This window comes from Pseudomonas sp. FEMGT703P, assembly GCF_002786345.1.
Lineage (GTDB): Bacteria > Pseudomonadota > Gammaproteobacteria > Pseudomonadales > Pseudomonadaceae > Aquipseudomonas > Aquipseudomonas peli.
In genome coordinates, this window is the sequence record NZ_PGCM01000006.1 from 162,441 (window position 1) to 189,032 (window position 26,592).

At 60.6% G+C, this 26,592-nt stretch carries 23 protein-coding genes and 3 tRNA genes; 5 read left to right on the forward strand and 21 right to left on the reverse strand.

Annotated features, from left to right (window positions below; translation table 11 throughout):
- Positions 1–8: 8 nt before the first annotated feature.
- The 3 genes from oadA to mgtE all read right to left on the reverse strand — a co-directional run bounded on the left by oadA (position 9) and on the right by mgtE (position 3,664).
- Complete coding sequence (gene oadA / locus CUR33_RS10865) at positions 9–1,781, reverse strand: sodium-extruding oxaloacetate decarboxylase subunit alpha (protein WP_289239626.1); 1,773 nt, start codon at positions 1,779–1,781, stop codon at positions 9–11.
- A 25-nt stretch (positions 1,782–1,806) separates the two neighbouring features.
- Complete coding sequence (locus CUR33_RS10870) at positions 1,807–2,058, reverse strand: OadG family protein (RefSeq protein WP_289239627.1); 252 nt, start codon at positions 2,056–2,058, stop codon at positions 1,807–1,809.
- A 163-nt stretch (positions 2,059–2,221) separates the two neighbouring features.
- Positions 2,222–3,664 carry a magnesium transporter gene (gene mgtE / locus CUR33_RS10875; RefSeq protein WP_090251812.1) on the reverse strand — a complete coding sequence of 481 codons (1,443 nt, stop codon included), beginning with the start codon at positions 3,662–3,664 and terminating at the stop codon, positions 2,222–2,224.
- A 322-nt stretch (positions 3,665–3,986) separates the two neighbouring features.
- Between mgtE and CUR33_RS10880 the strand changes: the two genes are divergently transcribed.
- On the forward strand, positions 3,987–4,502 hold the full coding sequence (locus CUR33_RS10880; protein WP_289239628.1) for a DUF4124 domain-containing protein: 516 nt from the start codon (positions 3,987–3,989) through the stop codon (positions 4,500–4,502).
- Between the two features lie 102 nt (positions 4,503–4,604).
- Here CUR33_RS10880 and CUR33_RS10885 read toward each other — a convergent pair.
- The 16 genes from CUR33_RS10885 to CUR33_RS10960 all read right to left on the reverse strand — a co-directional run bounded on the left by CUR33_RS10885 (position 4,605) and on the right by CUR33_RS10960 (position 20,945).
- Positions 4,605–4,681 (reverse strand) — tRNA-Arg (locus CUR33_RS10885).
- A 72-nt stretch (positions 4,682–4,753) separates the two neighbouring features.
- Positions 4,754–4,830: transfer RNA gene (locus tag CUR33_RS10890), tRNA-Arg, on the reverse strand.
- Between the two features lie 52 nt (positions 4,831–4,882).
- Positions 4,883–4,973: transfer RNA gene (locus CUR33_RS10895), tRNA-Ser, on the reverse strand.
- 62 nt (positions 4,974–5,035) lie between these two features.
- A complete protein-coding gene (gene csrA / locus CUR33_RS10900; protein ID WP_025165378.1) occupies positions 5,036–5,221 on the reverse strand; it encodes a carbon storage regulator CsrA in 186 nt (61 codons plus the stop codon).
- A gap of 187 nt (positions 5,222–5,408) precedes the next feature.
- Positions 5,409–6,647 carry an aspartate kinase gene (locus CUR33_RS10905; protein WP_090251806.1) on the reverse strand — a complete coding sequence of 413 codons (1,239 nt, stop codon included), beginning with the start codon at positions 6,645–6,647 and terminating at the stop codon, positions 5,409–5,411.
- A gap of 114 nt (positions 6,648–6,761) precedes the next feature.
- Positions 6,762–9,386, reverse strand: coding sequence for an alanine--tRNA ligase (alaS, locus tag CUR33_RS10910; RefSeq protein WP_289239629.1), 2,625 nt, complete (start codon positions 9,384–9,386; stop codon positions 6,762–6,764).
- 121 nt (positions 9,387–9,507) lie between these two features.
- Positions 9,508–10,512: a low-specificity L-threonine aldolase gene (gene ltaE / locus CUR33_RS10915; protein WP_289239630.1), complete on the reverse strand. Its 1,005-nt coding sequence runs from the start codon at positions 10,510–10,512 to the stop codon at positions 9,508–9,510.
- A 239-nt stretch (positions 10,513–10,751) separates the two neighbouring features.
- Entirely contained in the window at positions 10,752–11,762 is a 1,011-nt protein-coding gene (gene astE / locus CUR33_RS10920) for a succinylglutamate desuccinylase (protein WP_289239631.1), read from the reverse strand.
- A gap of 29 nt (positions 11,763–11,791) precedes the next feature.
- A complete protein-coding gene (locus tag CUR33_RS10925; protein WP_282876459.1) occupies positions 11,792–12,076 on the reverse strand; it encodes a topoisomerase II in 285 nt (94 codons plus the stop codon).
- A 16-nt stretch (positions 12,077–12,092) separates the two neighbouring features.
- The gene (astB, locus tag CUR33_RS10930; protein WP_289239632.1) at positions 12,093–13,442 is read right to left on the reverse strand and encodes an N-succinylarginine dihydrolase; all 1,350 of its coding nucleotides are present in this window, start codon (positions 13,440–13,442) and stop codon (positions 12,093–12,095) included.
- Positions 13,439–14,902, reverse strand: a complete 1,464-nt coding sequence (astD, locus tag CUR33_RS10935; RefSeq protein ID WP_289239633.1) for a succinylglutamate-semialdehyde dehydrogenase — start codon at positions 14,900–14,902, stop codon at positions 13,439–13,441. Before astD ends, astB begins: the two co-directional genes overlap by 4 nt.
- A 75-nt stretch (positions 14,903–14,977) precedes the next feature.
- Positions 14,978–15,994 (reverse strand): arginine N-succinyltransferase, encoded by a 1,017-nt coding sequence (gene astA / locus CUR33_RS10940; protein WP_090251788.1) that lies wholly within the window; start codon positions 15,992–15,994, stop codon positions 14,978–14,980.
- A gap of 11 nt (positions 15,995–16,005) precedes the next feature.
- On the reverse strand, positions 16,006–17,022 hold the full coding sequence (gene aruF, locus CUR33_RS10945; RefSeq protein ID WP_289239634.1) for an arginine/ornithine succinyltransferase subunit alpha: 1,017 nt from the start codon (positions 17,020–17,022) through the stop codon (positions 16,006–16,008).
- Positions 17,023–17,196: 174 nt separating this feature from the next.
- The gene (locus CUR33_RS10950) at positions 17,197–18,432 is read right to left on the reverse strand and encodes an aspartate aminotransferase family protein (protein WP_090251783.1); all 1,236 of its coding nucleotides are present in this window, start codon (positions 18,430–18,432) and stop codon (positions 17,197–17,199) included.
- A gap of 267 nt (positions 18,433–18,699) precedes the next feature.
- Positions 18,700–19,905 carry a patatin-like phospholipase family protein gene (locus CUR33_RS10955; RefSeq protein WP_289239635.1) on the reverse strand — a complete coding sequence of 402 codons (1,206 nt, stop codon included), beginning with the start codon at positions 19,903–19,905 and terminating at the stop codon, positions 18,700–18,702.
- Between the two features lie 113 nt (positions 19,906–20,018).
- The gene (locus tag CUR33_RS10960; protein ID WP_289239636.1) at positions 20,019–20,945 is read right to left on the reverse strand and encodes a lipid A biosynthesis lauroyl acyltransferase; all 927 of its coding nucleotides are present in this window, start codon (positions 20,943–20,945) and stop codon (positions 20,019–20,021) included.
- Positions 20,946–21,103: 158 nt separating this feature from the next.
- On the opposite strand from CUR33_RS10960, the gene minC reads away from it, so the two are divergent.
- From minC to CUR33_RS10980, 4 genes are all read left to right on the forward strand, one after another.
- Positions 21,104–21,829: a septum site-determining protein MinC gene (gene minC / locus CUR33_RS10965; protein ID WP_160088131.1), complete on the forward strand. Its 726-nt coding sequence runs from the start codon at positions 21,104–21,106 to the stop codon at positions 21,827–21,829.
- Positions 21,830–21,920: 91 nt separating this feature from the next.
- Complete coding sequence (minD, locus tag CUR33_RS10970) at positions 21,921–22,736, forward strand: septum site-determining protein MinD (protein WP_090251774.1); 816 nt, start codon at positions 21,921–21,923, stop codon at positions 22,734–22,736.
- Positions 22,733–22,987, forward strand: coding sequence for a cell division topological specificity factor MinE (minE, locus tag CUR33_RS10975; protein WP_025165363.1), 255 nt, complete (start codon positions 22,733–22,735; stop codon positions 22,985–22,987). The genes minD and minE overlap by 4 nt, the downstream gene beginning before the upstream one ends.
- A 56-nt stretch (positions 22,988–23,043) precedes the next feature.
- Entirely contained in the window at positions 23,044–23,679 is a 636-nt protein-coding gene (locus CUR33_RS10980) for an RluA family pseudouridine synthase (RefSeq protein ID WP_090251771.1), read from the forward strand.
- A gap of 60 nt (positions 23,680–23,739) precedes the next feature.
- On the opposite strand, the gene CUR33_RS10985 is transcribed toward CUR33_RS10980, so the two are convergent.
- The gene (locus tag CUR33_RS10985; RefSeq protein WP_289239637.1) at positions 23,740–25,341 is read right to left on the reverse strand and encodes an ATP-binding protein; all 1,602 of its coding nucleotides are present in this window, start codon (positions 25,339–25,341) and stop codon (positions 23,740–23,742) included.
- A 10-nt stretch (positions 25,342–25,351) separates the two neighbouring features.
- Positions 25,352–26,074: a response regulator gene (locus tag CUR33_RS10990; protein ID WP_090251766.1), complete on the reverse strand. Its 723-nt coding sequence runs from the start codon at positions 26,072–26,074 to the stop codon at positions 25,352–25,354.
- Positions 26,075–26,592 lie beyond the last annotated feature (518 nt).

Here is a 26,592-nt window from a genome sequence, read left to right on the forward strand (position 1 = left end):
GCGCTCCCTTAACCGATGGTCAGCAGGCTGTCGCCCACCGCCACCGCATCACCCACCTTGACGTTGACCGCGCCGATGGTGCCAGCCTTGAACGCACGAATTTCGGTTTCCATCTTCATGGCTTCGAGGATGATCACCAGCTGCCCTTCTTCCACGGCATGACCTGGCTGTACCAGTACCTTGAAGATGTTGCCGGCCAGCGGGGCATTCTGCGGCTCGCCGGCGCCCACTGGCGCAGCTACTGCTATAGCGGAATTAGCACCACCGACAGCTTTGAGCCCTTCGATATCGCCGCCTTCGTTGACTTGCACCACGTAGGACTTGCCGCCCACTTCAACGGTGTAAACCTCAGGCTTGCCAGCTTCACGAGCAGGCGCTTCCTTGCCGGTCGGTGCCGGCTCGAAGGCCGCTGGGTTGCCGCGGTTTTCCAGAAACTTCAGGCCGATCTGCGGAAACAGGGCGTAGGTCAGCACGTCATCGATTTCGTCGGCAGCGAGCTTGATACCCTTCTCTTTGGCAATACCCTTGAGCTCGGCGGTTAGCTTGTCCATCTCTGCTTCAAGCAGATCAGCCGGACGGCAGGTAACCGCTTCAGCACCATCCAGCACCCGCGCCTGCAGTTCTTTATTGAAAGGCGCCGGCGCTGCGCCGTATTCCCCCTTCAATATACCGGCGGTTTCCTTGGTGATCGACTTGTAACGCTCACCGGTCAGCACGTTGATCACCGCCTGGGTACCAACAATCTGCGAGGTCGGAGTCACCAGCGGGATAAAGCCGAGGTCTTCACGCACGCGCGGGATCTCGGCCAGCACTTCGTCGAACTTGTCCTGGGCGCCCTGCTCTTTCAGCTGGCCTTCCATATTGGTCAACATGCCGCCAGGCACCTGGGCAACCAGAATCCGCGAGTCGACACCCTTAAGGTTGCCCTCGAACTTAGCGTATTTCTTCCGCACTTCACGGAAGTAGGCGGCAATTTCTTCGAGCAGCTCCAGGTTGAGCCCGGTATCGCGCTCAGTGCCCTGGAACATCGCCACCACAGACTCAGTCGGCGAATGGCCATAAGTCATCGACAACGAGGAAATAGCGGTGTCGACATTGTCGATGCCAGCTTCCACGGCCTTGAGAATGGCCACAGATGACAGCCCTGCCGTGGCATGGCACTGCATATGCACGGGGATAGATAGGGTCGCTTTAAGACGCGTCACCAACTCAAATGCGGTATAGGGCGTCAGAATGCCGGCCATGTCCTTGATCGCAACCGAATCGGCGCCCATGTCTTCGATCTGCTTGGCCAGGTCGACCCACATTTCCAGGGTATGCACCGGGCTGGTCGTGTAGGAGATGGTGCCCTGAGCGTGCTTGCCCAGCTGCTTGACGGCCTTGAGCGCGGTCTTCAGGTTGCGCGGATCGTTCATGGCGTCAAACACGCGGAACACATCGACACCATTGAAGGCAGCGCGCTCGACGAATTTTTCAACCACGTCATCGGCGTAATGGCGATAACCCAGTAGATTCTGCCCGCGCAGCAGCATTTGCTGGCGGGTGTTGGGCATGGCTTTTTTCAGCTCGCGGATACGGTGCCACGGGTCTTCACCCAGGTAACGGATGCACGCATCGAAGGTCGCGCCGCCCCAAGACTCCACGGACCAGAAACCGACCTGATCCAGCTTGGACGCGATAGGCAGCATGTCTTCCAGGCGCACACGGGTGGCCAGAATCGACTGGTGGGCGTCACGCAGCACTACATCAGTAATTCCGAGCGCTTTCTTTACGGCTGTCATACAGATGCTCCCTGTCAAACCTGACTCACCCGCGACGGGCACGGTGCTGGTGAATAGCGGATTGGATAGCGGCTAATACATCAGGGCTCGGCTCGTCAGAGACCGGCTTGACTGCCGATGGCACGGATACGGGAATGGGCGTCTTTTCGGCGAAACGCTCAATGACCCACGACATCACGCGGATCATCAGCACCAATAGAATCAGAAAGAGATATACGAAGCCCATGCCGAATAGCATGAGCTCGACACCCTCGAGCAGGAGTTCACTAGGGGTCATCTTGGCTCCATTAGTAGCTTCATAAGAGCTGCATTAATTATTAGATAGGAGCGCCCGGGAACAGATCCCGGGCAAAGCTGAAAGACCTTAGCGTGAAACGAGCGTTTGAAGCAAACCCGAACCCGGCTGATGAGACATTTTCTGTAGAGAAAGCGTCATCAACCTAGAGCAGGAACAGACTGGCCAAGCCCAGGAAGATAAAGAAACCACCGCTATCGGTGACCGCTGTGATCATCACACTGGCGCCCAAGGCCGGATCACGCCCCAGTCGCACCAGCGTCATAGGGATCAACACCCCCATCAGCGCCGCCAGCAGCAGGTTGAGCACCATCGCGGCGGTCATCACCACGCCCAGCGACCAGCTGTCGTAGAGCAGGTAGGCCACCACGCCAATCACCCCACCCCAAACGATACCGTTAACGAGGCCCACACCCAGTTCCTTGCGAATCAGCCGCGAGGTATTGCCGGTACTGACCTGATCCAGCGCCATGGCGCGCACGATCATAGTGATGGTCTGGTTACCTGAGTTGCCGCCGATGCCCGCAACAATCGGCATCAGCGCCGCCAGGGCCACCAGCTTCTCGATGGAATCTTCGAACAGGCCGATCACCCGCGACGCCATAAAAGCAGTAACCAGATTTATCGCCAGCCAGGCCCAACGGTTACGCAGGGATTTCCACACCGAGGCGAATATATCTTCTTCCTCGCGCAGACCGGCCATATTGAGGACTTCGCTTTCGCTCTCCTCACGGATCAGGTCGACCATCTCATCGATGGTTAAACGGCCGATCAGCTTGCCGTTCTTGTCCACCACCGGCGTAGAGATCAGGTCATAACGCTCGAACGCCTGCGCGGCATCGTAGCCATCCTCATCCGGGTGGAAACTCACTGGGTCGGTGGCCATGACCTCGCTGACCAGCTTCTCCGGATCATTGACCAACAGGCGCTTGACCGGCAACACGCCCTTGAGCACGCCGTCATAATCGACCACAAACAATTTATCGGTGTGCCCTGGCAGCTCCTTGAGGCGGCGCAGGTAGCGCAACACCACTTCGAGGCTGACGTCCTCGCGGATGGTGACCATCTCGAAGTCCATCAGCGCGCCGACTTGATCTTCCTCGTAGGACAACGCCGAACGCACACGCTCACGCTGCTGCGCATCGAGGGTTTCCATCAGCTCATGCACGACATCGCGCGGCAGCTCGGAGGCCAGGTCGGCCAGCTCATCAGCGTCCATGTCCCTGGCCGCCGCGAGAATTTCGTGGTCGTCCATGTCCGCGAGCAGTGTTTCGCGCACTGCATCGGACACTTCAAGGAGGATGTCGCCGTCGCGCTCGACCTTGACCAGTTGCCATACAGTCAGGCGGTCATCAAGCGGCAAGGCTTCAAGGATGTGGGCAACGTCGGCGGAGTGCAGCTCATCGAGCTTACGTTGCAATTCGGCGAGGTTCTGCCGATGCACCAGGTTTTCCACGCGGTCGTGGTGCTGGCCTTCCTGACGGTGGGTCAGGTCTTCGACCAGTTTGTGCCGGTGCAACAGCTCAACCACCTGAGCCAGGCGGTTCTGCAGGCTATCCTGCGGTTTTTTTGCTTCTACTTCAGTCATGGCGCGCTCCACCCCCAGCGGCAGCGCACGCCACAGAGGGTCAATCAGTCAACACGTGATTGCACAATCGAGATTCAGAGTAACTACTGGGTAAGTCCATGGTGGTTTTCCACAAGCCCCGGCGGGGCTGACGCGGCAAATGATAACACCGCCCAGGCGCTTTGCATGTGACAAAAACAATCCTAGAACAAGCGCTTGCACGACAAACTTAAGCACACTTGCACATCTGTAACTGCGACGCGCCAAGCTTTGGTGAAGGCACGCCTGGCGTAGACAAAGGCATCGACTACCCTTGCACAGGGACTGTCACGGAGGACGCACCATGCAAGGACTGCACTGCGCAGCTTTCTGCGCCATTCTGCTTTGCCCGCTGCCCACACTCAGCTCAACCGTATTTCGCTGCGAAGACGCTAAAGGCCACGTCACCTTCACCCGCCAGGGTTGCCCCAACGAACACAGCCAAAGCCTGCAACAGGCCTATAACCCCACACCCGGCAGCGGTAAACCAGTGCCTTTGGCCAAACCGCGCAAGGCCAGCCGCGAAAGCAAGAAGAAAGATGAGCATGAGCTGACAGTTATCGGAGTGAAGCAGGACGGCTGCGGCAATCTCCTGAGTAGCAGCGAACGACGCGCCGCCATCATCAAACAGCAGATACGCCTGGGCATGAACCGCAGCGACGTCGAGAGCAGCCTCGGCAAGCCTGACAAGGTCAGCGAACAGAACGGCCAGACGCGATACGTTTACCAGGGCAAGAAAGGCAATAAGCGCAACGTCAGCTTCGATGAAGCCGGCTGCGTCAAAGGTAAGGCCAAGCGCAAGTCGGTGAGTAAAAAATGACCAACAGTCACTTTTAACGTCGTACAACGACAACCCGCAGGGCAGCAGCCATAAAGCATGCGCAATAAAAAAGGGCCTGCATCGCTGCAGGCCCTTCTTGTTTGGTGCACTCAGGAGGATTCGAACCTCCGACCGCTCGGTTCGTAGCCGAGTACTCTATCCAGCTGAGCTATGAGTGCAGATGGCGCTTTTTAACCAGATCACCGCTGGCTGAAACAAAATGGCCTGCATTACTGCAAGCCATTTCAAGTTGGTGCACTCAGGAGGATTCGAACCTCCGACCGCTCGGTTCGTAGCCGAGTACTCTATCCAGCTGAGCTATGAGTGCATGTCACGCTTGCACTGCAGACTTCTTAATCAACGCCTACAGCACTAAATAATGGCGGAGAAGGGGGGATTCGAACCCCCGACACCCTTTTGAGATGTACTCCCTTAGCAGGGGAGCGCCTTCGGCCACTCGGCCACCTCTCCGCAACACGGGGCGCATGATAACCATGTTTTCCCCGTTTGCAAAGCCAAAATTTCGATAAAAATTAGTGGCTTGGTTCTTCGCCTTTCTCTTTCTGGATGCGCTGGTAAATTTCTTCGCGGTGCACAGCTACCTCTTTAGGCGCGTTAACGCCAATGCGCACCTGATTACCTTTAACGCCCAACACGGTGACAGTGACTTCGTCACCCACCATCAGGGTCTCTCCGACCCGGCGAGTCAGAATCAGCATTCCTTTCTCCTTACGGATTTCAGTTCAGGACAACAGCAGTCTGCAAAAATAAAATGGTGGCAGCCCCGAACATCTCAAGCAGAGCCTTCACCCAAGTATTGACCAGTGTGAGCAGAAAGAAAGTTCCTGCTCATGCCAACCAAAAAGACGAAAGGCGCGGGATAAACCGCGCCTTTCGGATAATGCCTCAGTCGCCCTGTCGGGCCGGGGCATCCAGTTCAAAAGCAGTGTGCAGGGCGCGCACTGCCAACTCCAGATATTTCTCTTCGATTACCACGGAGACTTTGATCTCCGAGGTGGAGATCATCTGGATATTGATATTTTCCTTGGCCAGCGCCTCGAACATGCGGCTTGCTACGCCAGCGTGGGAACGCATGCCAACACCGACAATGGACACTTTGGCAATCTTGGTGTCACCGATGACTTCACGCGCACCCAGTTCGCGAGCGGTGTTTTCCAGCACCTCGAACGCCGCGGTGTAGTCATTGCGGTGTACGGTGAAGGTGAAGTCAGTGGTGTTATCGTGCGAAACGTTCTGCACGATCATGTCCACTTCAATGTTCGCGGCACTGATCGGGCCGAGAATTTTGAACGCCACGCCCGGGATGTCCGGTACGCCACGGATGGTCAGCTTGGCTTCGTCGCGGTTGAAAGCGATGCCGGAGATGATCGGCTGTTCCATGGATTCCTCTTCATCAAGGGTAATGAGGGTGCCCGGCCCCTCTTGGAAGCTGTGCAGCACGCGCAGCGGGACGTTGTACTTGCCGGCGAACTCCACCGAACGAATCTGTAGCACCTTAGAACCGAGGCTGGCCATTTCCAGCATCTCTTCAAAGGTGATTTTTTCCAGACGCTGAGCCTGTGGCACCACACGTGGGTCAGTGGTGTAGACACCATCAACGTCGGTGTAGATCTGGCACTCGTCAGCCTTCAAGGCCGCCGCCAGCGCCACACCCGTGGTGTCGGAACCACCACGACCCAGCGTGGTGATGTTGCCGTGCTCGTCGACACCCTGGAAACCAGCAACCACCACCACACGCCCAGCCTTGAGGTCGGCACGCAGTTTCTGATCATCGATCTGCAGGATGCGCGCTTTATTGTGCGCGCTGTCAGTCAGGATGCGCACCTGGTTGCCGGTATAGGACACCGCCGGTACGCCAATCTTGATCAGCGCCATGGCCAGCAGGGCAATCGTCACCTGCTCACCGGTCGAGACCATCACGTCGAGTTCACGCGGTACCGGCTGACCATCACTGACCTGTTTGGCCAGATCGATCAGGCGATTGGTTTCACCGCTCATGGCGGAAACCACAACCACAATGTCATCGCCGTTTTCGCGGAATTTCTTCACCTTCGCGGCCACCTGCTGAATACGCTCAACAGTGCCGACGGAGGTGCCGCCAAATTTCTGTACGATCAAAGCCATTTCAAAGCCGCCTCAGCCCGTGAAGGGCGCCCATTAAACAGATAACTCAATACCCTGCCAAGGCCCGCCGGGCGTATACCGGGCCTTGCCCTGTAGACTCAAGCAATCCGGTACTTACAGACCTTGCTCAGCAAAAGTAACGGCCAACGCCAGCGCACCATCGAGAGCCGCTGCATCAACGCCGCCGCCCTGAGCCATGTCCGGACGACCGCCGCCTTTACCGCCAACAGCAGCAGCTGCCTGCTTCATCAGCTCACCGGCTTTCAGCTTGGCGGTCAGATCCTGAGTCACGCCGGCCACCAGCACGACCTTGTCGTCCTGCACGCCGCCGAGCAGGATCACCGCGCTGCCGAGCTTGTTCTTCAATTGGTCGACCATCGCCAGCAGCGCCTTGCCGTCCAGACCGTCGAGACGTGCTGACAGCACCTTGATGCCTTTGACGTCGACCGCCGAGCCGGCCAAGTCGTTACCGGCAGCGCTGGCGGCCTTAGCCTTGAGCTGCTCCAGTTCTTTTTCCAGCTGACGGTTGCGCTCCAGCACACCGGCGAGCTTGTCCAGCAGGTTGTCGCGACTGCCTTTGACCAGCGCTGCGGCTTCTTTCAACTGCTCTTCCGCGCCGTTCAAGTAAGCAAAGGCTGCCACGCCAGTAACCGCTTCAATTCGACGCACGCCAGCCGCCACACCGCTTTCGCTGGTGATCTTGAACAAGCCGATATCGCCAGTGCGCTTGACGTGAGTACCGCCGCACAGCTCAACGGAGAAGTCACCGCCCATGCTCAACACGCGAACCTGATCGCCGTACTTCTCACCGAACAGCGCCATGGCACCCTTGGCCTTGGCGGTTTCGATGTCGGTTTCCAGGGTTTCGACTTCGCTGTTGCCGCGCACTTCGCGGTTGACAATAGTTTCCAGCTCTTTCAGTTGCGCTGGAGTGATCGCCTCAAAGTGGCTGAAGTCAAAACGCAGACGCTGACTGTCGACCAGAGAACCCTTCTGGGTCACGTGCTCGCCCAGCACCTGACGCAGCGCCGCATGCAGCAAGTGGGTAGCCGAATGGTTGAGTGCAGTGGCCTGACGCACGCTGGCGTCCACTTCCGCCTTGACCGAGGTGCCGACGCTCAAGCCGCCTTTGACCGCAACGCCGTGGTGCAGGAATGCGCCGCCAGCCTTGGTGGTATCGCGCACATCGAAACGCACGCCAGCGCTTTCAAGGAAGCCGCAGTCACCCACTTGACCACCGGATTCGGCGTAAAACGGCGTCTGGTCGAGGACCACAACGCCCTCCTCACCTTCGCCCAGGCTGTCGACCGCTTGACCGGCCTTGAACAGCGCAATGATCTTGCCGCTGCCGCTGGTGCCCTGGTAGCCGAGGAACGCGGTGTCACTGTCGACCTTGACCAGGCTGTTGTAGTCCATGCCGAACGCGCTGGCAGAACGAGCGCGCTCGCGCTGCGCCTGCATTTCGCGCTCGAAACCTTCTTCATCCAGAGTCAGTTCGCGCTCACGGGCGATGTCGCCGGTGAGGTCCATCGGGAAGCCGAAGGTGTCGTACAACTTGAAGATCACTTCACCCGGAATCACCGTGCCTTTCAGCTCGGCCAAGTCTTGTTCAAGAATCTTCAAGCCCTGCTCCAGGGTCTTGGCGAACTGCTCTTCTTCGGTTTTCAGCACGCGCTCGATATGCGCCTGCTGCTGCTTCAGTTCCGGGAAGGCATCGCCCATCTCGGCCACCAGTGCAGCAACGATCTGGTAGAAGAAGCTGCCCTTGGCGCCCAGCTTGTTACCGTGACGGCAGGCGCGGCGGATGATGCGTCGTAGGACGTAGCCACGGCCTTCGTTGGACGGTGTCACGCCGTCGGCGATCAGGAAGCCGCACGAGCGGATATGGTCAGCCACCACTTTCAGCGATGCCTGGGCTTCGTTGGCGCAACCGATGGCCTGGGCCGCCGCGTTCAGCAGGCTCTGGAACAGGTCAATCTCGTAGTTCGAATTGACGTGTTGCAGCACGGCACTGATGCGCTCCAGGCCCATGCCGGTGTCCACGCTCGGTGCCGGCAGCGGGTGCAATACGCCGTCAGCGGTGCGGTTGAACTGCATGAACACGTTGTTCCAGATTTCAATGTAGCGATCACCGTCTTCCTCTGGCGAACCGGGTGGACCGCCCCAGATGTGATCGCCGTGATCGAAGAAAATCTCAGTGCACGGACCGCACGGGCCGGTGTCGCCCATGGTCCAGAAGTTGTCGGACGCGTACGGCGCACCTTTGTTGTCGCCGATACGGATCATGCGCTCGGCCGGTACGCCGATTTCCTTGTTCCAGATGTCATAGGCTTCATCGTCCGTGGCGTAGACGGTGACCCAGAGCTTTTCCTTGGGCAGGTTCAGCCAGTTTTCGCCGGTGAGGAACTCCCAGGCGAAGTGAATGGCGTCGCGCTTGAAATAGTCGCCAAAGCTGAAGTTGCCGAGCATTTCGAAGAAGGTGTGGTGACGTGCGGTGTAACCGACGTTTTCCAGGTCGTTGTGCTTGCCGCCGGCACGCACGCACTTCTGGCTGGTGGCGGCGCGAGTGTAGGCGCGCTTTTCCAGGCCGAGGAAGCAATCCTTGAACTGGTTCATCCCCGCGTTGGTGAACAGCAGGGTCGGGTCATTGCCCGGAATCAGGGAGCTGGAAGCGACACGGGTGTGTCCTTTCTGTTCGAAGAAGCTGAGGAAGGCTTCACGGATTTCTGCGCTTTTCATAGGAATCTTCCAAAAACCAGCGGCCACGACAAAGCCGGCAAAGGGCCGCATTATATAGGGCCTGCGCTAGGGGGCTAGTGCCTTTATTGATAGAGAGCGACTATTCATCGCTCCAAGACAATCAATTTCGGCGAAATTCGGCGAAGGCTGCGACCACCTGATCGATATCCGCAGTGGAGGTATCCAGGTGAGTGACCATGCGCAGCCGCGGCGCAGCAGTGAGTTTGATCCCGCGCTCGGCGCAGAAGGCCTTCAGTGCACCGGCCTGTTCGCCCACCTGGGCGTAGACCATATTGGTCTGCACCGGCTCCACCGCATAACCCAGCTCACGCAGGCCGGCGGCCAAGCGCTCGGCGTTGGCGTGATCCTCGGCCAGGCGCGCTACCTGATTTTGCAAGGCATACAAGCCGGCTGCGGCGAGCATGCCGGCCTGACGCATACCGCCACCGACCATTTTGCGCAAACGCCGCGCCCTGCCGATCAGCTCGGCCGAGCCGCACAACACCGAGCCAATCGGTGCGCCAAGGCCCTTGGACAGGCACACCGACACCGAATCGAAGTATTGGGTGATCTCCCGCGCCGGCACACCTAATTTGACTGCCGCGTTATACAACCGCGCGCCGTCCAGATGCAGGGCCAAGCCGCGTCGCGTCGTCAGCTCGCGTGCCGATTGCAGATAGGCCTGCGGCAGTACCTTGCCCTGCATGGTGTTTTCCAGCGCAAGCAGGCGGGTGCGGGCGAAGTGGAAATCATCCTGCTTGATTGCTGCTTCGACCTTGGCCAGGTCGAGCGAGCCATCGGTTTCGCCCTCAATCGGCTGCGGCTGGATCGAACCGAGCACCGCGGCGCCGCCGCCTTCGTATTTATAGGTGTGCGCCTGCTGACCGACGATATATTCGTCGCCACGCGCGCAATGAGCCATCAGCCCGAGCAGGTTGCTCATGGTGCCAGTCGGCACAAACAGCGCGGCCTCGAAGCCGAGCTCAGCGGCCAGATACTGCTCAAGGCGGTTGACTGTAGGGTCTTCGCCATACACGTCATCGCCCAGCTCGGCGGCTTGCATGGCCTCGCGCATACCGCGGGTCGGCTGGGTGACGGTGTCGCTGCGCAGGTCGATAACGGGCATGGCGGGCAGTCCTTAGATGGGGCTAAACGCCGATGCTAAAGCGCACCCACTGGGCAAACAAGGTACAGATCAGGCGAGAAAACGCAGGACAGATTGCACCAAGAAATCGCTATACGATCTCGCGAGCTAGAGCCATGCAAGGCAAAAACAGACGAGGAAGCGGAGTGTACTTTTGTATATGAGCATTCCGAGTCTGTTTTTAACGCAGCAGGGGCGACGCGCAGCAGATCGTAACTGGCTCAAGCCAGTTGGACGTCTTCGGCGGGAATAATCAGGATACCGGCGCGCAGGCCGTTCTTGACCTTGGGATTCGGGAAGATGATGCGTGCACCCGGCTCATCCACTACCCAACGGGTGTCAGCCAGATCCTCGGCCAGCAGGTAGCCAATTGGCAGTTCGCTGAAGTTCTCGATATCGGCCGGCAAGTGAAGCGTGAAGGCGTCGCTGTGCTTGATCACTTCACGCGCTACGGCAAACAGCTTGAGTTCGCCTAGATCATCGCTGGCGCCTTCGGGCTCGCGGCCTTCGATCAGCGCCTGCAGATGCAGTTCGAAGAGATCCAGGTTGACCAGCTCGTTCTGCCCAAACGGCCGCGCTTTGCCCAACTCCAGAGTGAAGGCTTCCGCCCCAAGCTGGGTGTAGGTGTAGGCGCTGAAGGTGATCGAGCTTTTATTGTGCAGCAGCACCGCCTCAATCCCGGCAGCGCTTAGGCGCGCCAGTTCACGCTGACTGCGCGGGCGGCCTTCCTGAAATGGATAAAGGGCGAACTGCTCGATCTTCGACGCACGAATGGCGGTGTGCAGGTCGTAATGCAGACGAGTGCGCTCCGGCTTGCTGAAAAAGGCAGCGGCCAGATGCTCCAAGTCACAGGCGCGTAGCGCTTCTGCACCAGTGTGCTGATCGTGACGGCCGTTGAACAGGCGGTTGATGTCCTGCTCGATATAACGCTCACCGCTGCGCATGGCAGCCGGGTTACCGAACAGAAAGAGAATGCGCGCACGCGGCTTCAGCTGACTGCGGGCAATGCCCTGCAGCAGGCGGTCAAGCAATTCGATCGGCGCGGTTTCGTTGCCATGGATGCCGGCAGACAGCAGCAGGTCCAGGCCATTGTCGCTGGCCACCGGCGGCGTTATTTCCAACGCGCCTTCGGCCAGCCAACGTAAACGCGTGCCCTCGGGAGTCAGCTGAATCTTCGCTGCCGGCTCGTGGCCGGCGAGGGTCAGTTCAAGCAGTTTACCGAGGGCAAGCATGGGCGTTTCCTCAGAGCGTCAAATAGCTCTTAGTGGTTGCAGTCAGGGCCGTGTACATGATCGTCGTCTTCGTCCAGGCCGGCGGCTTCCATTTCCAGCTCCAGGCTGACCAGGTTGGTGGCCAGCGGGCGCAGCAGCAGGTTGGCGTACTCGGCAGCGCCCTCCTCCACGTCCACACCGATCATCAGCTGGTTGTTGCCAACCTGCTGGAACCAGATTTCCTGGCCCTGCCAGATCACGGCAAAACGCGTGCAGGAGGTTTCCAGCTGGGTGCCGTCAGTGTCTTCGAGGATCAGTTGCAGGGCGTCGGACATGGTAATAAGTACTCAATCAAGCTAATTGGAATGGATAAACCGTGCCCAGTTTAAGGATCTGCGTCAGTTCGTCCAAGGCCGCACGGCATTCGTTCAGCAATTGTGGGTCAGCCAGATCGTTTTCGCTCAGGCGATCACGGTAGTGCTTGTCGACCCAAACGTTGAGGCTGTCATGCAGGGTCGGGGTCATTATCACGCCCTGATTGACCGCTGCCAGCTCGTGCTCTTTGAGCGCCACGCGCAAGCGCAGGCAAGCCGGGCCACCGCCGTTCTGCATGCTCTGCTTAAGGTCGAACACCTTGACCTCGCGAATCGGCCCATTACCGCTGGTCAGCTGTTCCAGATAGCGCCAGACATTGCCGTTGTTGCGGCACTCTTCCGGCACGATCAGCAGCATGCCGCCATCGGCGCGGTTGAGCAGCTGGCTGTTAAACAGGTAGGACTTGACCGCATCCTCCACCGTCACCGCATCACGTGGCACACACACGGCCTGGAAGTTGCCGCCACGGCGGGAGAGCTTTTCACTCAGCTCGGCCAGCACCTTGTCGGTGTCGAGGAAGGCGTCCTGGTGATAGAACAGCACCTCGCCATTGCCCACGGCGATCACGTCGTTGTGGAACACACCCTGATCGATCACTGCAGGCGTTTGCTGGGCATAAACCACGCCGTCATCGCTCAGGCCGTGCAGACGAGCAACCGCCTGCGAGGCTTCCAGGGTTTGCCGCGCCGGGTAGCGCTGCGGCGCCGGGAAGCGGCTGTCGAAGGCGCTGCGACCGAATACGAAGAACTCCACGCCGGCATCGCCATAGCCTTTGCAGAAGCGCGTGTGGTTGGCCGCGCCTTCATCACCGAACTGACCGACTGCCGGCAAAGCCGCGTGGTGAGCGAAGTGCTGCTGATTGGCGAACATGGCGCCAAGCACGCGACTGGTGGTCGGGTGTTCGATCGAGCGGTGGAATTTGCAATTGAGGTTGGCAGCGGTGAAATGCACGCGACCGTCGGCAGTGTCGGCGCTGGGGCTGACGGTGCAGGCGTTGGCCGTCCACATGCTGGAAGCCGAGCAGCTGGCGACCAGCAGCGGCATAGCGTCTTTCGCGGCCTTCTGGATCACCTGTGCGTCAGTGCCGGTAAAACCCAGGCTGCGCAGCACGGCGACATTCGGGCGTTCCTGCGGGGCCAGCACGCCCTGCTTGAAGCCCATTTCCATCAAGGCCTTCATCTTGGCCAGGCCCTGCTTGGCCGCTTCCTTCGGGTTGGACGCGGCCTGGCTGTTGCTCTGCGAGGCAACGTTGCCGTAGGACAGGCCGCCATAGTTGTGAGTCGGCCCGACCAAGCCATCAAAATTTACTTCGAATGAATTGCTCACAGGCTTACTCCGGGTGTCAGGGTGGCAGGCAGGCTCAGGCTGTCGGATTCCAGCGAGGCCACCGGGTAGGCGCAATAATCGGCTGCGTAATAGGCACTGGCGCGGTGGTTACCAGAGGCGCCCACACCGCCGAATGGCGCGGTACTGGCGGCACCGGTCAGCTGTTTGTTCCAGTTGACGATACCGGCGCGGCTTTGCAGCCAGAACTGCTCGTAGCGCGCCTTGGAATCGGACAGCAGGCCTGCCGCCAGGCCGTACTGAGTGTTGTTGGCCTCGGCGATGGCCGCATCGAAATCGGCGTAGCGAATCACCTGCAGCAGCGGGCCGAAGAACTCTTCGTCCGGGCGATTGGCGACCTCAGTCACATCAATGATGCCTGGGGTGAGCAAGGCGGCGCCCTGCAACGGCTGAGTCATCTCCAGCAGCGGCTTGGCACCCTGGGTCAGCAGATGCTGCTGCGCCTTGATCAGGTGCTGCGCGGCGGCCAGGGAAATCACCGAGCCCATAAAGGGCGCAGGCTGGGCGTCGAAACTACCGACCTTGATGCTTGCAGCAACCTCAACCAGACGCTCCAGCAGGCTGTCGCCCCAGGCGCCTTGTGGCACCAGCAGACGGCGCGCACAGGTGCAGCGCTGGCCGGCGGAGATAAAGGCTGACTGAATAATGGTGTACACCGCTGCATTGAGATCAGCGACCTGATCGACCACCAGCGGGTTATTGCCGCCCATTTCCAGGGCGAGAATCTTGTCCGGGCGACCGGCGAACTGGTTGTGCAGCAGGTTGCCGGTACGGCTGGAGCCAGTGAAGAACAGGCCGTCGATGCCGTCATGCGCAGCCAACGCCACACCGGTATCGCGCGCACCTTGCACCAGGTTGAGCACACCTGCCGGCAGACCGGCTTCGATCCAGCACTTGACCGTCAGCTCGGCGACTTTCGGGGTTAGCTCACTGGGCTTGAACACCACGCAGTTACCCGCCAGCAGCGCCGGCACGATATGGCCGTTAGGCAGGTGACCGGGGAAGTTGTAGGGGCCAAACACCGCCACCACGCCATGCGGCTTGTGCCGCAGCACGGCGGTGGCGTCGGCCAGCGGGCCGCTCTTCTCACCGGTGCGCTCGCGGTAGCTCTGGATCGAGATGGCAACCTTGTTGACCATGCTGGTGACTTCGGTGGCGGTTTCCCATAGCGGCTTGCCGGTTTCTTCACCGATGCAGTGGCCCAAGGCGTCGGCATGGCTTTTCAGGGTGGCGGCAAACTGTTCGAGCACGGCGATGCGTTCATCCAGCGAGCGCGAGGCCCAGGCTGGGAATGCAGCACGCGCGGCCTCTACGGCAGCGCTAACTTGTGCGGCGCTGGCCGCCTGACCTTGCCAGATGGCTTCCTGGCTGACCGGGTTGAGCGATTCCAGGGCTTCACCCTGGCCTGCGTGCCAGGCACCGGCAATGTAATGAGTGCTCATTTTGTTTTATCACTCCCAGCAAGGTATCGACCCGGCTTGCACCGGATCAGCAAATTGAAACAACGGCGCTCGGCTTTAGCCGCGAGCGGAAACCGCGACGGCACGCACTTGGTCGCCCGCCGACAGCTGCAGGCGCTTGGCGGTTTGCGCGTCGACCACCAGAGTGCCAGCGGCCAAACGCGCCGGAGCGGCAGTAATCCGGCAGGCTTCGCGTTTGCGGTTGTGGATCAGAAACTGCGGCGCGTCATCGCCCGGGGTGCCGACGGCCAGCACCAATACCTGGCTGTCCTGCACGGCGCGAATTTTCGCGGTTTCGGCCTCGATGGCCGGGCCGGCGTCGAATATGTCCACATAGCCCTGATAGCTGAAACCCTCACCCTTGAGCATGGCCAGCGCCGGCTCGGTGTCCGGGTGGACGCGGCCGATGATGTTGCGCGCATCCTCGGAGAGGAAGCAGGTATAGAGCGGAAACTTGGGCATCAGCTCGGCGATAAAGGCCTTGTTGCCCACGCCGGTGAGGTAGTCAGCCTGGCTGAACTCCATCTTGAAGAAGTGCCGGCCCAGGCTTTCCCAGAACGGTGAACGGCCCTGTTCATCGGACATGCCGCGCATCTCGGCAATCACCTTGTCGCCGAACAGCTCGCGGAATTCGGCGATAAACAGAAAGCGCGCCTTCGACAACAGCCGGCCATTCAGACCGCTGCGCTGGTCGCTGCGCAGAAACAGCGAGCACAACTCGGAGTTGCCGGTCAGGTCGTTAGCGAGAAACAGAGTGGGGATCTGCCGGTGGATGTTCAGCTCCTGCGAGGCGCTGACGGTCAAGCCGACCCGGTAGTTGTACCAGGGCTCGCGCAGGCCAACGGCACCTGCAACAGCCGAGATACCCACCACTTCACCGCTGTCGTCTTCGAGCACGAACAGGTAGTCGGCATCGGCACGCGCGGCTTCACCACGGAAGGTTTTCTCGGCCCAGCCCACGCGGTGCGCCAGACGCTCCTCGTTGGCCGGCAAGGTAGTCAGGCCTGCGCCGGTGCTGCGGGCCAGCTGAAACAGAGCCGGCAGATCGGTGCTGCGGACGGGACGAACGATCATGCGCTAACTCCTTAAACCGCAACCAGGCGTACGCTGACGCCTTCGCCGACGCCCAGGGCCTCGGCGGCCGCAATACTCAGGGTGACCGGCTTACCCGGCACCCAATCCAGCTCCGCGACAATCGCGCGGAAATCCTGCAGCTGACCGTTGCTGACCAGATACGGTCGCCCGCCTTTGCCAGGCTCACCGATACGCACCGGCACTACACGGCTCTGGGCAATCGAGCGAATGCCCGACGTGCGCGCGTGCAGAGTCGGGCCACCATCGAAAATGTCGATGTAGTGGTCAGTTTCAAAGCCTTCGCGCATCAGAATGTCGAAGCTGATCTGCGCCCGTGGATGCACCTGGCCCATCGCTTCCTGCGCCTCATCCGGCAGCAGCGGCACGTAGATCGGGTAATGCGGCATCAACTCAGCGAGGAAGGTGCGGCTCTTCAACCCACACAGGCGCTCGGCCTCGGTGTAATTCATGTCGAAGAAGTTGCGCCCCACAGCATCCCAAAACGGCGAATCACCGCCTTCATCGCTGTAGCCGACAATCTCCACCACCACCGCATCGGCAAAGCGCTCCGGGTGATTGGCGAGAAACAGCAAACGGCCACGCGAGTTAAGTTCCGACCAGGCGGTGTTCACCAACGGCCGCTCGACGTAGAAGCTGGTCAGCAGGCTGTTACCGGTGAGGTCGTGGCACAGCGAGAGCACGTGGATCTTGTTATGGATCTTCAGCTCGCGGGAGTTGTGCACAAAGGTTTCGTTGCGGAAGCTGTAAAACGGCTCGGAGTAGCCGGCCGAAGCGACGATGCCGGAGCAGCCGACTAGGCGACCACTCTCGCTGTCTTCCAGCACAAAGAAGTAGCTTTCTTCACCGTTGAAGCTGACTTCGGCGGAGAACGAGGCCTCCGACGCGGCGATCTTTTCGCGCAGACGATCGCTGTCGTCCGGCAGTGAAGTCACACCAACCGGGCTGTCCGCGGCGAGACGCTGCACTTCAGTGAGGTCGGCCATTTGCGCGGGGCGCATCACCAGCATGGTGCCACTCCTTTTGATAAAAGCTCCAAGCTGCCCAAACCGGGCGGCCTAGAGAAAACCGCAACCAACACTGCGGCACACACAGAGACAGGCTTCCTTGCTGTTAGCTCAACCCATCCGTGGGTCGAGCGGGCACAGCCTGATCCACCGTTTAACGGCAGGTCAGGCCGGCAATCAGGCTTGGGTCAGCTTGGCCACAGCACGCTCCAAACGCGCCAGACCTTCATCGATATCGGCGTCTTCCACCACCAGGCTCGGGGCGAAACGCACCACGTCCGGGCTGGCCTGCAGCACCATCACGCCTTCCACCGCAGCGGCGTCGAGAATTGCCTTGGCCTTGCCCTTCCAGGCATCGGACAGCACCGCACCAATCAGCAGACCAAGGCCGCGTACTTCGCTGAACACGCCGTACTGCTGGCCAATCTGCTCCAGCTTGGTTTTGAAGCGCAGATGCTTGGCCTTCACCCCGTCGAGTACTTCAGGCGTGTTGATGGTGTCGATCACCGCCTCACCGACCGCACAGGCCAGCGGATTGCCGCCGTAGGTGGTGCCGTGGGTGCCAACGGCCAGGTGTTTGGCCAGTGCTTCGGTGGTCAGCATCGCGCCAATCGGGAAACCACCGCCCAGGCTCTTGGCACTGGAGAGGATGTCCGGAGTCACGCCGTAATGCTGATAGGCGAACAGCGCACCGCTGCGGCCCATGCCGCTCTGCACTTCGTCAAACACCAGCAGCGCGTTGTGCTGGTCACACAGCTCACGGGCCGCTTGCAGGTAAGCCAGGTCAGCCGGCAGCACGCCGCCTTCGCCCTGAATCGGCTCAAGCACCACGGCGCAGGTCTTGTCGGATACCGCGGCCTTCAGCGCGTCGATATCGTTATAGGGAATGTGGCTGATGCCCTGAATCTTCGGGCCGAAACCGTCGGAATACTTCGGCTGACCGCCGACGCTGACGGTAAACAGGGTGCGACCGTGGAAGCTGTTGGTCGCGGCGATGATCTCGCACTTGTCTTCGCCGAACTTATCGAACGCCACGCGACGGGCCAGCTTGAAGGCGGCCTCGTTGGCTTCGGCGCCGGAGTTACAGAAGAACACGCGATCCGCGAAAGTAGCGTCGATCAGCTTCTTGGCCAGGCGCAGGGCCGGCTCGTTGGTGAACACGTTGGATACGTGCCAGAGGTTGCCGGCCTGCTCAGTGAGCGCCTTGACCAGCGCCGGATGCGCGTGACCCAGCACGTTGACGGCAATACCGCCGGCAAAGTCGATCAGCTCGCGACCGCTTTGATCCCATACGCGCGAACCGGCGCCACGTACTGGAATAAAGGCAGCGGGTGCGTAGTTAGGCACCATCACTTGGTCGAAATCGGCGCGTTGTACCGGGTGACGATTCACCGGGTCGTGCTGAACGGACATCTGAGCTCTCCTGACGAGGAACACCTGCATTCAATAGCAGGCGATGTGAAGGATTGTAGGGACTGATCCGGGGCCGGCATTGCCGCCATGCGACAACTTCTTATAGCGCCAACCCGAGGAAATCCGCTGCTTTCGCAAATGCGACAGAAAGCATCGGGAAGGCGCAGTTTAAATGCAGCCACCGGCCTTGGCGCGGTTTTCTCGGCCACGCAGAAAAGGAATTTGGCCGCCCAGGCAGCCGGAATAAAAACAAGAGTGATGGCCTGGCTAGGCGGTTACCGGAATCACTGCCGGTACCGGCGGACTGTCCAGACAGAGAAACTCGATCAAGCGGGTTTTCTGCGCCATGGCGTCCTGATAACCCAACTCGATCAGCTCATTGCAGTAACCCGGCTCAAACAACAGGTAACTCAGCACCCCGGCGCCGCTGGCCTTGGTCGCCCCTGGGCCACGCAGAAACAGGCGCAACGCCTTGGGCAGCTCATGGCGATGGCGCGCGGCAATCAGGTCCAGCGGCTGGCTGGGGGAAATCACCAGCACATCCACAGGTTTGAGCCCCAGGCCACGCGGGTGATTTTCGGCGGGGATCAGCCGGCCCATCTGGTTAAGCCGCTCAAGCAGCTCGATATCGCTTTCCAGATTGTCAATAAAGGTGCTGTTGAGCATATGCCCGCTGATCTGCGCCAGGCTTGGTGGCCGGTTCTGCTGTGGCCGCACCACCGGCACCGGATTCTGCGGCCCAGCCGCCGGATTGCCACTGACCCCGACCACTAGCACCCGCGTCGCCCCCAGGTGCAAGGCCGGACTGATCGGCGCGGACTGGCGCACCGCACCGTCACCGAAGTATTCGCGATTGATTTTCACTGGCGGAAATATCAGCGGAATCGAAGCGCTGGCCAGCAGGTGCTCAAGGACCAAGCGGGTCGGCACACCGACACGCCGATGGCGGAACCAGGGGTCGATAGCGGCACGGCCTTGATAAAAGGTAACGGCCTGGCCAGTCTCATAGCCAAACGCCGTCACCGCCACCGCACGCAGCTGCCGATGGCGAACGGCGGCGGCAATCCCACTGAAATCCAGCTCACGCCCAAGCAGGTCGGCCAGCGGCGCGCTGTCGAGCAGCGCCACCGGCACCTGACCACCCAACCCGAGCATGCTGTGGCCAATAAACCGACTGGCCTGACGCAATACGCCCGGCCAATCGCTGCGATAAACCTGATGGGTATGAAAGCCCTGCCAAACACTGGTCAGCCGGCGCACCGCTTCAGTGAAGTGCAACGCGCCGCAGGCCAACCCCACCGCATTGATGGCACCGGCCGAAGTACCGACGATAACCGGAAAGGGATTGTGCGCGGCGTTGGGCAGCAAGTCGGCAATCGCCGACAACACGCCAACCTGATAGGCCGCCCGTGCGCCACCACCGGAAAGGATCAGCCCGGTGACCGGCTGATTGGTTGAAGCAGTGAGCGGCATAGGCTGTTTCCTATTATTTTTCAGCCAGTATAGGAGCCACTCAGGCGCACACGGAACAACCCAACGCCAAGAAACCTCACCTCAGCGCACAACCCGCCAATTGGATGGCGGCCCTAACGCTTCTTCTTATAGAGCTTCGGCTCGCCTTCGGGCCGCGTCTTGAAGCGTCGGTGCGCCCATAGATACTGCTCGGGGCAGGCACTGATCGCCTGCTCGATCCACTGATTGACGCGCAGGCAGTCGGCCTCTTCGCTGTCGGTTGGGAAATCCGCCAACGGCGGATGAATCACCAGGCGATAGCCTTGGCCATCGGGCAAACGCTGCTGGGTAAAAGGAATCACCTGAGCGCGACCCAAGCGGGCGAACTTACTGGTGGCGGTGACGGTGGCCGCCGGCACACCGAACAGCGGCACAAACACACTGCGCTGGGCGCCGTAGTCCTGATCCGGCGCATACCAGACCACCCCGCCGGCACGCAGCAGCTTGAGCATGCCGCGCACGTCATCACGACCAATCACCCCGAGCAGGCGCTGCTCGCGGCCGCGACGCTGCACGTAGTCAAACAGCGGATTCTTGTGCGGGCGGTACATGCCGTACATGTTCTGAGCCATGCCAAGCAGGCCGCCGCCCATTTCCAGGGTGGTGAAATGCAGCGCCATGAGGATTACGCCCTGACCGTCAGCCTCGGCCTGACGCAGATACTCCAAGCCCTCGATGGTGCCCAGGCGACGCAGGCGCTCGGCAGGCCACCACCAGGCAATGGCCATTTCAAAAAAGGTGATGCCGGTGGAAGCAAAGTTTTCCTTTAACAGCGCCTCGCGCTCGGCGGCGGACATCTGCGGGAAGCACAGCTCCAGGTTGCGCGCGGCAATCTTGCGGCGCGAGCTGGCCAGGCGATACATCACACCACCCAGGCAACGCCCCAGCCGCAGCAGCACCGTGTAAGGCAGCTGGGCAATCAGCCACAGCAGGCCCAGGCCTAGCCATAGGGGCCAGAAGCGGGGATGCAGGAAATAAGCGCGAAATACAGGGCGATCCATAACACAGGTCCGAGGCACGCAATAAAGCGCGGCATTCTATCAGGAGTTTGTCCGGCCCCTGGTTTCGCGGCGCGCAACTTGCGAGCGCGCGGCGTTATCGCTATAAGTCCGGCTTACTTTTCCGCCAGTTTCTAAACAAGGGCCGTATCAGGCAGACCATGAGCCAAGCTGATCTCCTCGCGCAAGACCCCGTATTCCAGCTTAAAGGCAGCATGCTGGCCATCACCGTGATGGAGCTGGCGCACAACGACCTCGCCCGCCTCGACCAGCAGCTCAGCGAAAAAGTCGCCCAAGCCCCGGCCTTCTTCAGCAACACCCCGCTGGTGCTGGCCCTGGACAAGCTGCCCGAAGGCGAAGGCATGCTCGACCTGGCGGAGCTGATGGCAGTCTGCCGCAAGCACGGCCTGCGCACGTTGGCCATCCGCGCCAACCGTGAGGCCGATATCGCCGCCGCCGAAGCCCTGGATTTACCCGTGCTGCCGCCGTCCGGCGCGCGTGAACGCTTGATCGATCTGGCCCCGCCAAAACCGGAAAAGCCCGCTGAACCCGAATTCAAACCAAGCAAGATCATCACCAGCCCGGTACGCGGCGGCCAACAGGTGTACGCCCAGGGCGGCGACCTGATCGTCCTGGCCCCGGTCAGCGCCGGTGCGGAACTTCTCGCCGATGGCAACATCCATGTGTACGCCCCGATGCGCGGCCGAGCACTGGCCGGGATCAAGGGCAATCTCAAGGCGCGGATTTTCTGCCAGCAGATGGGCGCCGAGCTGCTGTCCATCGCCGGCCAGTACAAGGTGGCCGAAGACTTGCGCCGCGACCCGCTCTGGGGCGAAGCGGTGCATGTCAGCCTGTCGGGTGACGTGTTGAACATCACCCGCCTTTAACGGATACTGCCGCCACTTTTCAAACAGGGCAGCCGGACGCCTGAATAGGCCACGGAACCTGCGTTTTCTCTACACTTTAGGGTGAATCACCTTGGCCAAGATCCTCGTTGTTACGTCCGGCAAAGGTGGCGTCGGTAAAACCACCACCAGCGCTGCCATCGGTACCGGTCTCGCCCTGCGCGGGCACAAGACTGTCATCGTCGATTTCGACGTCGGCCTGCGTAACCTTGACCTGATCATGGGCTGCGAACGCCGCGTGGTGTACGACTTCGTCAACGTTGTAAACGGCGAAGCGACCCTCACCCAGGCCCTGATCAAAGACAAGCGCCTGGAAAATCTCTACGTGCTGGCCGCCAGCCAGACCCGTGACAAAGACGCCCTGACCCAGGAAGGCGTTGAAAAAATCATCAACGAACTGCGCGAAAACTTCGAATACGTGGTCTGCGATTCGCCAGCCGGTATCGAAAAAGGCGCGCACCTGGCCATGTACTTCGCCGATGAAGCGATTGTCGTGACCAACCCGGAAGTCTCCTCGGTACGTGACTCCGACCGTATGCTCGGCCTGCTGGCCAGCAAATCGCGCCGCGCCGAGAAGGGCGAAGAGCCGATCAAGGAACACCTGCTGCTGACCCGCTACAACCCTGAGCGCGTGGTCAAAGGCGAAATGCTGGGCGTGGAAGACGTCGAAGAAATCCTCGCCATCCGCCTGCTCGGCGTGATCCCGGAATCGCAAGCCGTACTCAAGGCCTCGAACCAGGGCGTGCCGGTGATCCTCGATGACCAGAGCGATGCAGGCCAGGCTTACAGCGACGCGGTTGACCGCCTGCTGGGCAAGGAAGTGGCACATCGGTTCCTCGATGTGCAGAAGAAGGGATTCATGCAACGCCTGTTTGGAGGTCGTGAATGAACATTTTTGACTTCTTTCGTGAACGCAAAAAAGAAACCACCGCGTCCATTGCGAAAGAGCGTCTGCAAATCATCGTCGCCCACGAGCGCGGCCAGCGCAGCCAGCCGGACTACCTGCCGGCCCTGCAGCAAGAACTGGTCGAGGTGATTCGCAAGTACGTCAATATCGACTCGGATCAAGTACAGGTTGCACTGGAAAACCAGGGCAGCTGTTCCATTCTGGAACTTAACATCACGCTCCCCGACCGTTAATTGGTTGAGAGCATGCAACGGCGGCCCAGGCCGCCGTTTCTATTTGTGGAAAACCCATGCCGCTGTCGAATGTCGAAATTCTCCACCAGGACGCCGCCCTACTGGTGATCAACAAACCCACCCTGCTGCTCTCCGTGCCCGGCCGCGCCGAGGATAACCGCGATTGCCTGGTCACCCGCCTGCAGGAAAACGGTTACCCGGAAGCGCGCATCGTCCATCGCCTGGACTGGGAAACCTCGGGAATTATCGTCCTGGCGCGCGACGCCGACAGCCACCGCGAGCTGTCCCGGCAGTTCCATGACCGCGAAACCGAAAAAGCCTACACCGCCCTGTGCTGGGGCCAACCCGCACTGGACAGCGGCAGTATCGACCTTCCACTGCGCTATGACCCGCCGACCAAGCCGCGCCACGTGGTCGATCATGAGCAAGGCAAACATGCCCTGACCTACTGGAAAGTGCTGGAACGCCACGCCGAACATTGCCGCGTCGAACTCACGCCCATCACCGGCCGCTCACATCAGTTGCGCGTGCACATGCTGTCCATCGGCCACCCGCTGCTCGGTGACGGCCTGTATGCCCATGAACAAGCCCTGGCCGCTTACCCGCGCCTGTGCCTGCACGCCAGCATGCTCAGCCTGACCCACCCACAAACGGGCGAGCGCATGCGCTTCGAGTGCCCGGCACCGTTTTAAAGCTGACCTGCACTGTAGGGTGGAACGCACTCCATAGCCTGGCTTGCACCCAGGCTGCTTTCAGCCCTGCTTGCGCGGCCAGATCAGGCTGAAACAGGCCCCGCCCAGTTCTTCGCTGCGACTGATCTGCGCGCGACCGCCGTGCCAGTAGGTGATCCGCCGCACGATGGACAGGCCCAGGCCATGCCCACCCGAGGCGCGGGTGCGGCTGTCGTCCAGGCGCAGGAATGGCGTAAAGATGTGTTCCCAGGCCTCTTCCGGTACGCCCGGGCCGTCATCCTCGACATCAAGGCGACAACGCTGCTGCCCCACGTGATAACTGACGCGCACCCGCGATTCAGCATGGCGCATGGCGTTGCTCACCAGGTTTTGCAGGGCGCGGTGCAGGTAGCGCAACTCGGCTTCAACCTGCGCACCGCCACCATCCAACGCATTACGCGAAGGACCGTGTTCGACCCGCACGCTGGCGCGCAGCGGCGCCAGCTCGGTGATCACCTGATCAATCAGTTCGTTCAAATCGACCGGCTGGAAGTTCAGCGCCGGCGCGCCCTGCTCCAGGCGCGCGTAGGTGAGCATCTCGTCGACCAGCTTGTCGAGGTCCTGGATATCGCTGTCCATGCCCTCCATATATTTGCGTCGCGCCGTATCGGTTTCCGCGTCGCCGATCATTTCCAGACCAAAGCGCAGCCGCGCCACCGGCGTGCGCAGCTCATGGGACACCGCACGGACCATTTCACGCTGAATGCTCAGAGAGCGCTGCAGGTGCTCGGCCATGGCGTTAAAAGCTGCCGCCAGGCGCCCCACCGAATCACTGCCTCGGGTTGGCACACGGGCATCCAAACGGCCACTGGCGATGCGTGTCGCCGCGCCTTCCAGATCACTCAGGCGTTGCTCCAGAGGCCGCACCAGCAGGTATACCATCAGCCCGATCAGGCTCAGGCCCAACGCACCGATCAGTACCAGCCATTGCGCCGGATACGGGTTCATCTGATACAGCGGGCCGATTTCCAGCACCCAGGGCGTGTCGACGATGCCGGAGAACACATGAATGCTGTCACCGCCTCGGCCCAGGGCCATTACCGTGTCGCCTTCATCCACGCGGCGGCGCTGGTCAGGGTCGAGGTCGGCTTGGTCGAGGCGCACCAGGCGCAGGTCAAAACCGAACTGTTTGTCCTGTTTCAACGCGGCCAGCCGTCGCGGCTGCTCATCCCAGGGGTAGCGCACCAGCTCGTCAATCAACAGAAAGCTGGTGGCACGCGCGAGCTGCTCACTGACCTGCTGCACGTCGGCAATCAGCAGCAGCGGCTTCCCATCGAGCTGGCTGAAGATGCGCGCCTCATGCGGGCCGGTCTGGTGCACCACCACCTGACCACGGCGCAGGCTATTGCGCGCGCCGCTGTCCAGCCCGGCACCCTCCAGCGCCTCGATGCGCAGTGGAATGCCGAGCAAGCGCCCCCACACCGTCACGGCGCGACGCCGCTCGATGTCGACCATCGGCGCGAGGTTATCGGCCATCAGGCGGAAGGTACCCTGCGCCAGACGCTCACGGTATTGATCGACCCGCACTTCGTTGAGCAGCTGCAGCGCACCGACGCCGAGCAGCGCGACGAGCACCAGCACCGCGAGCATGCCGCCATAAATGCGCAGGAAGATTGAGTTCATGCCAGCGACTTCATGTCAGTGCTTCAGCCGCTTCGGCCACAAACAGATAGCCCTTGCTGCGCACGGTCTTGATCAGCCGTGGGTGCATGGGGTCGTCACCAATTTTCGGGCGGATGCGTGAGATGCGCACGTCGATGGAGCGGTCCTGGCCGTCGTATTCGATGCCGCGCAGGGCGTTGAAGATTTCCTCGCGCGAGAGAATCCGCCCGGCGTTGGAGGTCAATAACCACAGCAGGTCGAACTCGGCACTGGTCAATTCGATGCTCTGCTCACCGAGCCAGGCTTCACGCATGGCGCTGTCGATCACCAGCGGGCCGAACTGCAAACGCCGGCGCTCGCTCGGCGCCTGCACCTCACTGCCCTCATGACGGCGCAGCAGCGCGCGAATACGCGCCAGCAGCACACGCGGGCGCACCGGTTTGCAGACGTAATCATCGGCACCCATTTCCAGGCCCAGCACCTGATCCATGTCGTCGGTACGCGCGGTCAGCATCAGGATAGGCCCGTCGTATTGCCCACGCACCTTGCGGCAGATCGACAAGCCATCTTCGCCCGGTAACATCAGGTCGAGAATCACCAGGTCAGGCTGCTCTTGCAGAATGCGCGCAGCGGCCTTCGCACCATCCATCTCGATGGCGACATTCAGGCCATTGCCCTGCAGATACTCACGGGTCAACTCGGCCAGGCGCTGGTCGTCTTCGACAATAAGAATGTGCCACGACTGCTGCTCCACAACGGACTCCTGCCAACACGGAAACGGCCGGCATTGTATCAATGCCCCGAGCACTGCATAGCGCATGCCACATTTCTGTAAAAACACTAGATGTAGTATCACGCTGAGAGATAGGCCACGTCTGGGCAACCGGCAGAAATAGGCCAATCAACACCGACGAACGGTACACCCCAGCAAGCATGCGGGCTTGCCGTCGATCGCGCGGTTTAACCCACAATTCACCCACAACTTATCCACAGGTTGTTCTTGCTCTCTCGCCTTGCAATACCCCAGATAGCGCATTATCTTGTATGCCAATCGCGCGACACCCACCACATGTTGGGTTTAGCTTGGCAACCGGATACAAGAAGAATGACTCGCACACGGCCTGATCCCAGCCCGTCACCGGTCGCCTGAAAGACCTTTGCAGTACGCCTGCTCTACCGCAGCAGGCCACCCTTCAGTGCAGCGCTTGGCGCGCCTGAAAATGAATAAAGCGGCGACCGCACACGCGGTTGCACCACTAGATGTAGTAGTTG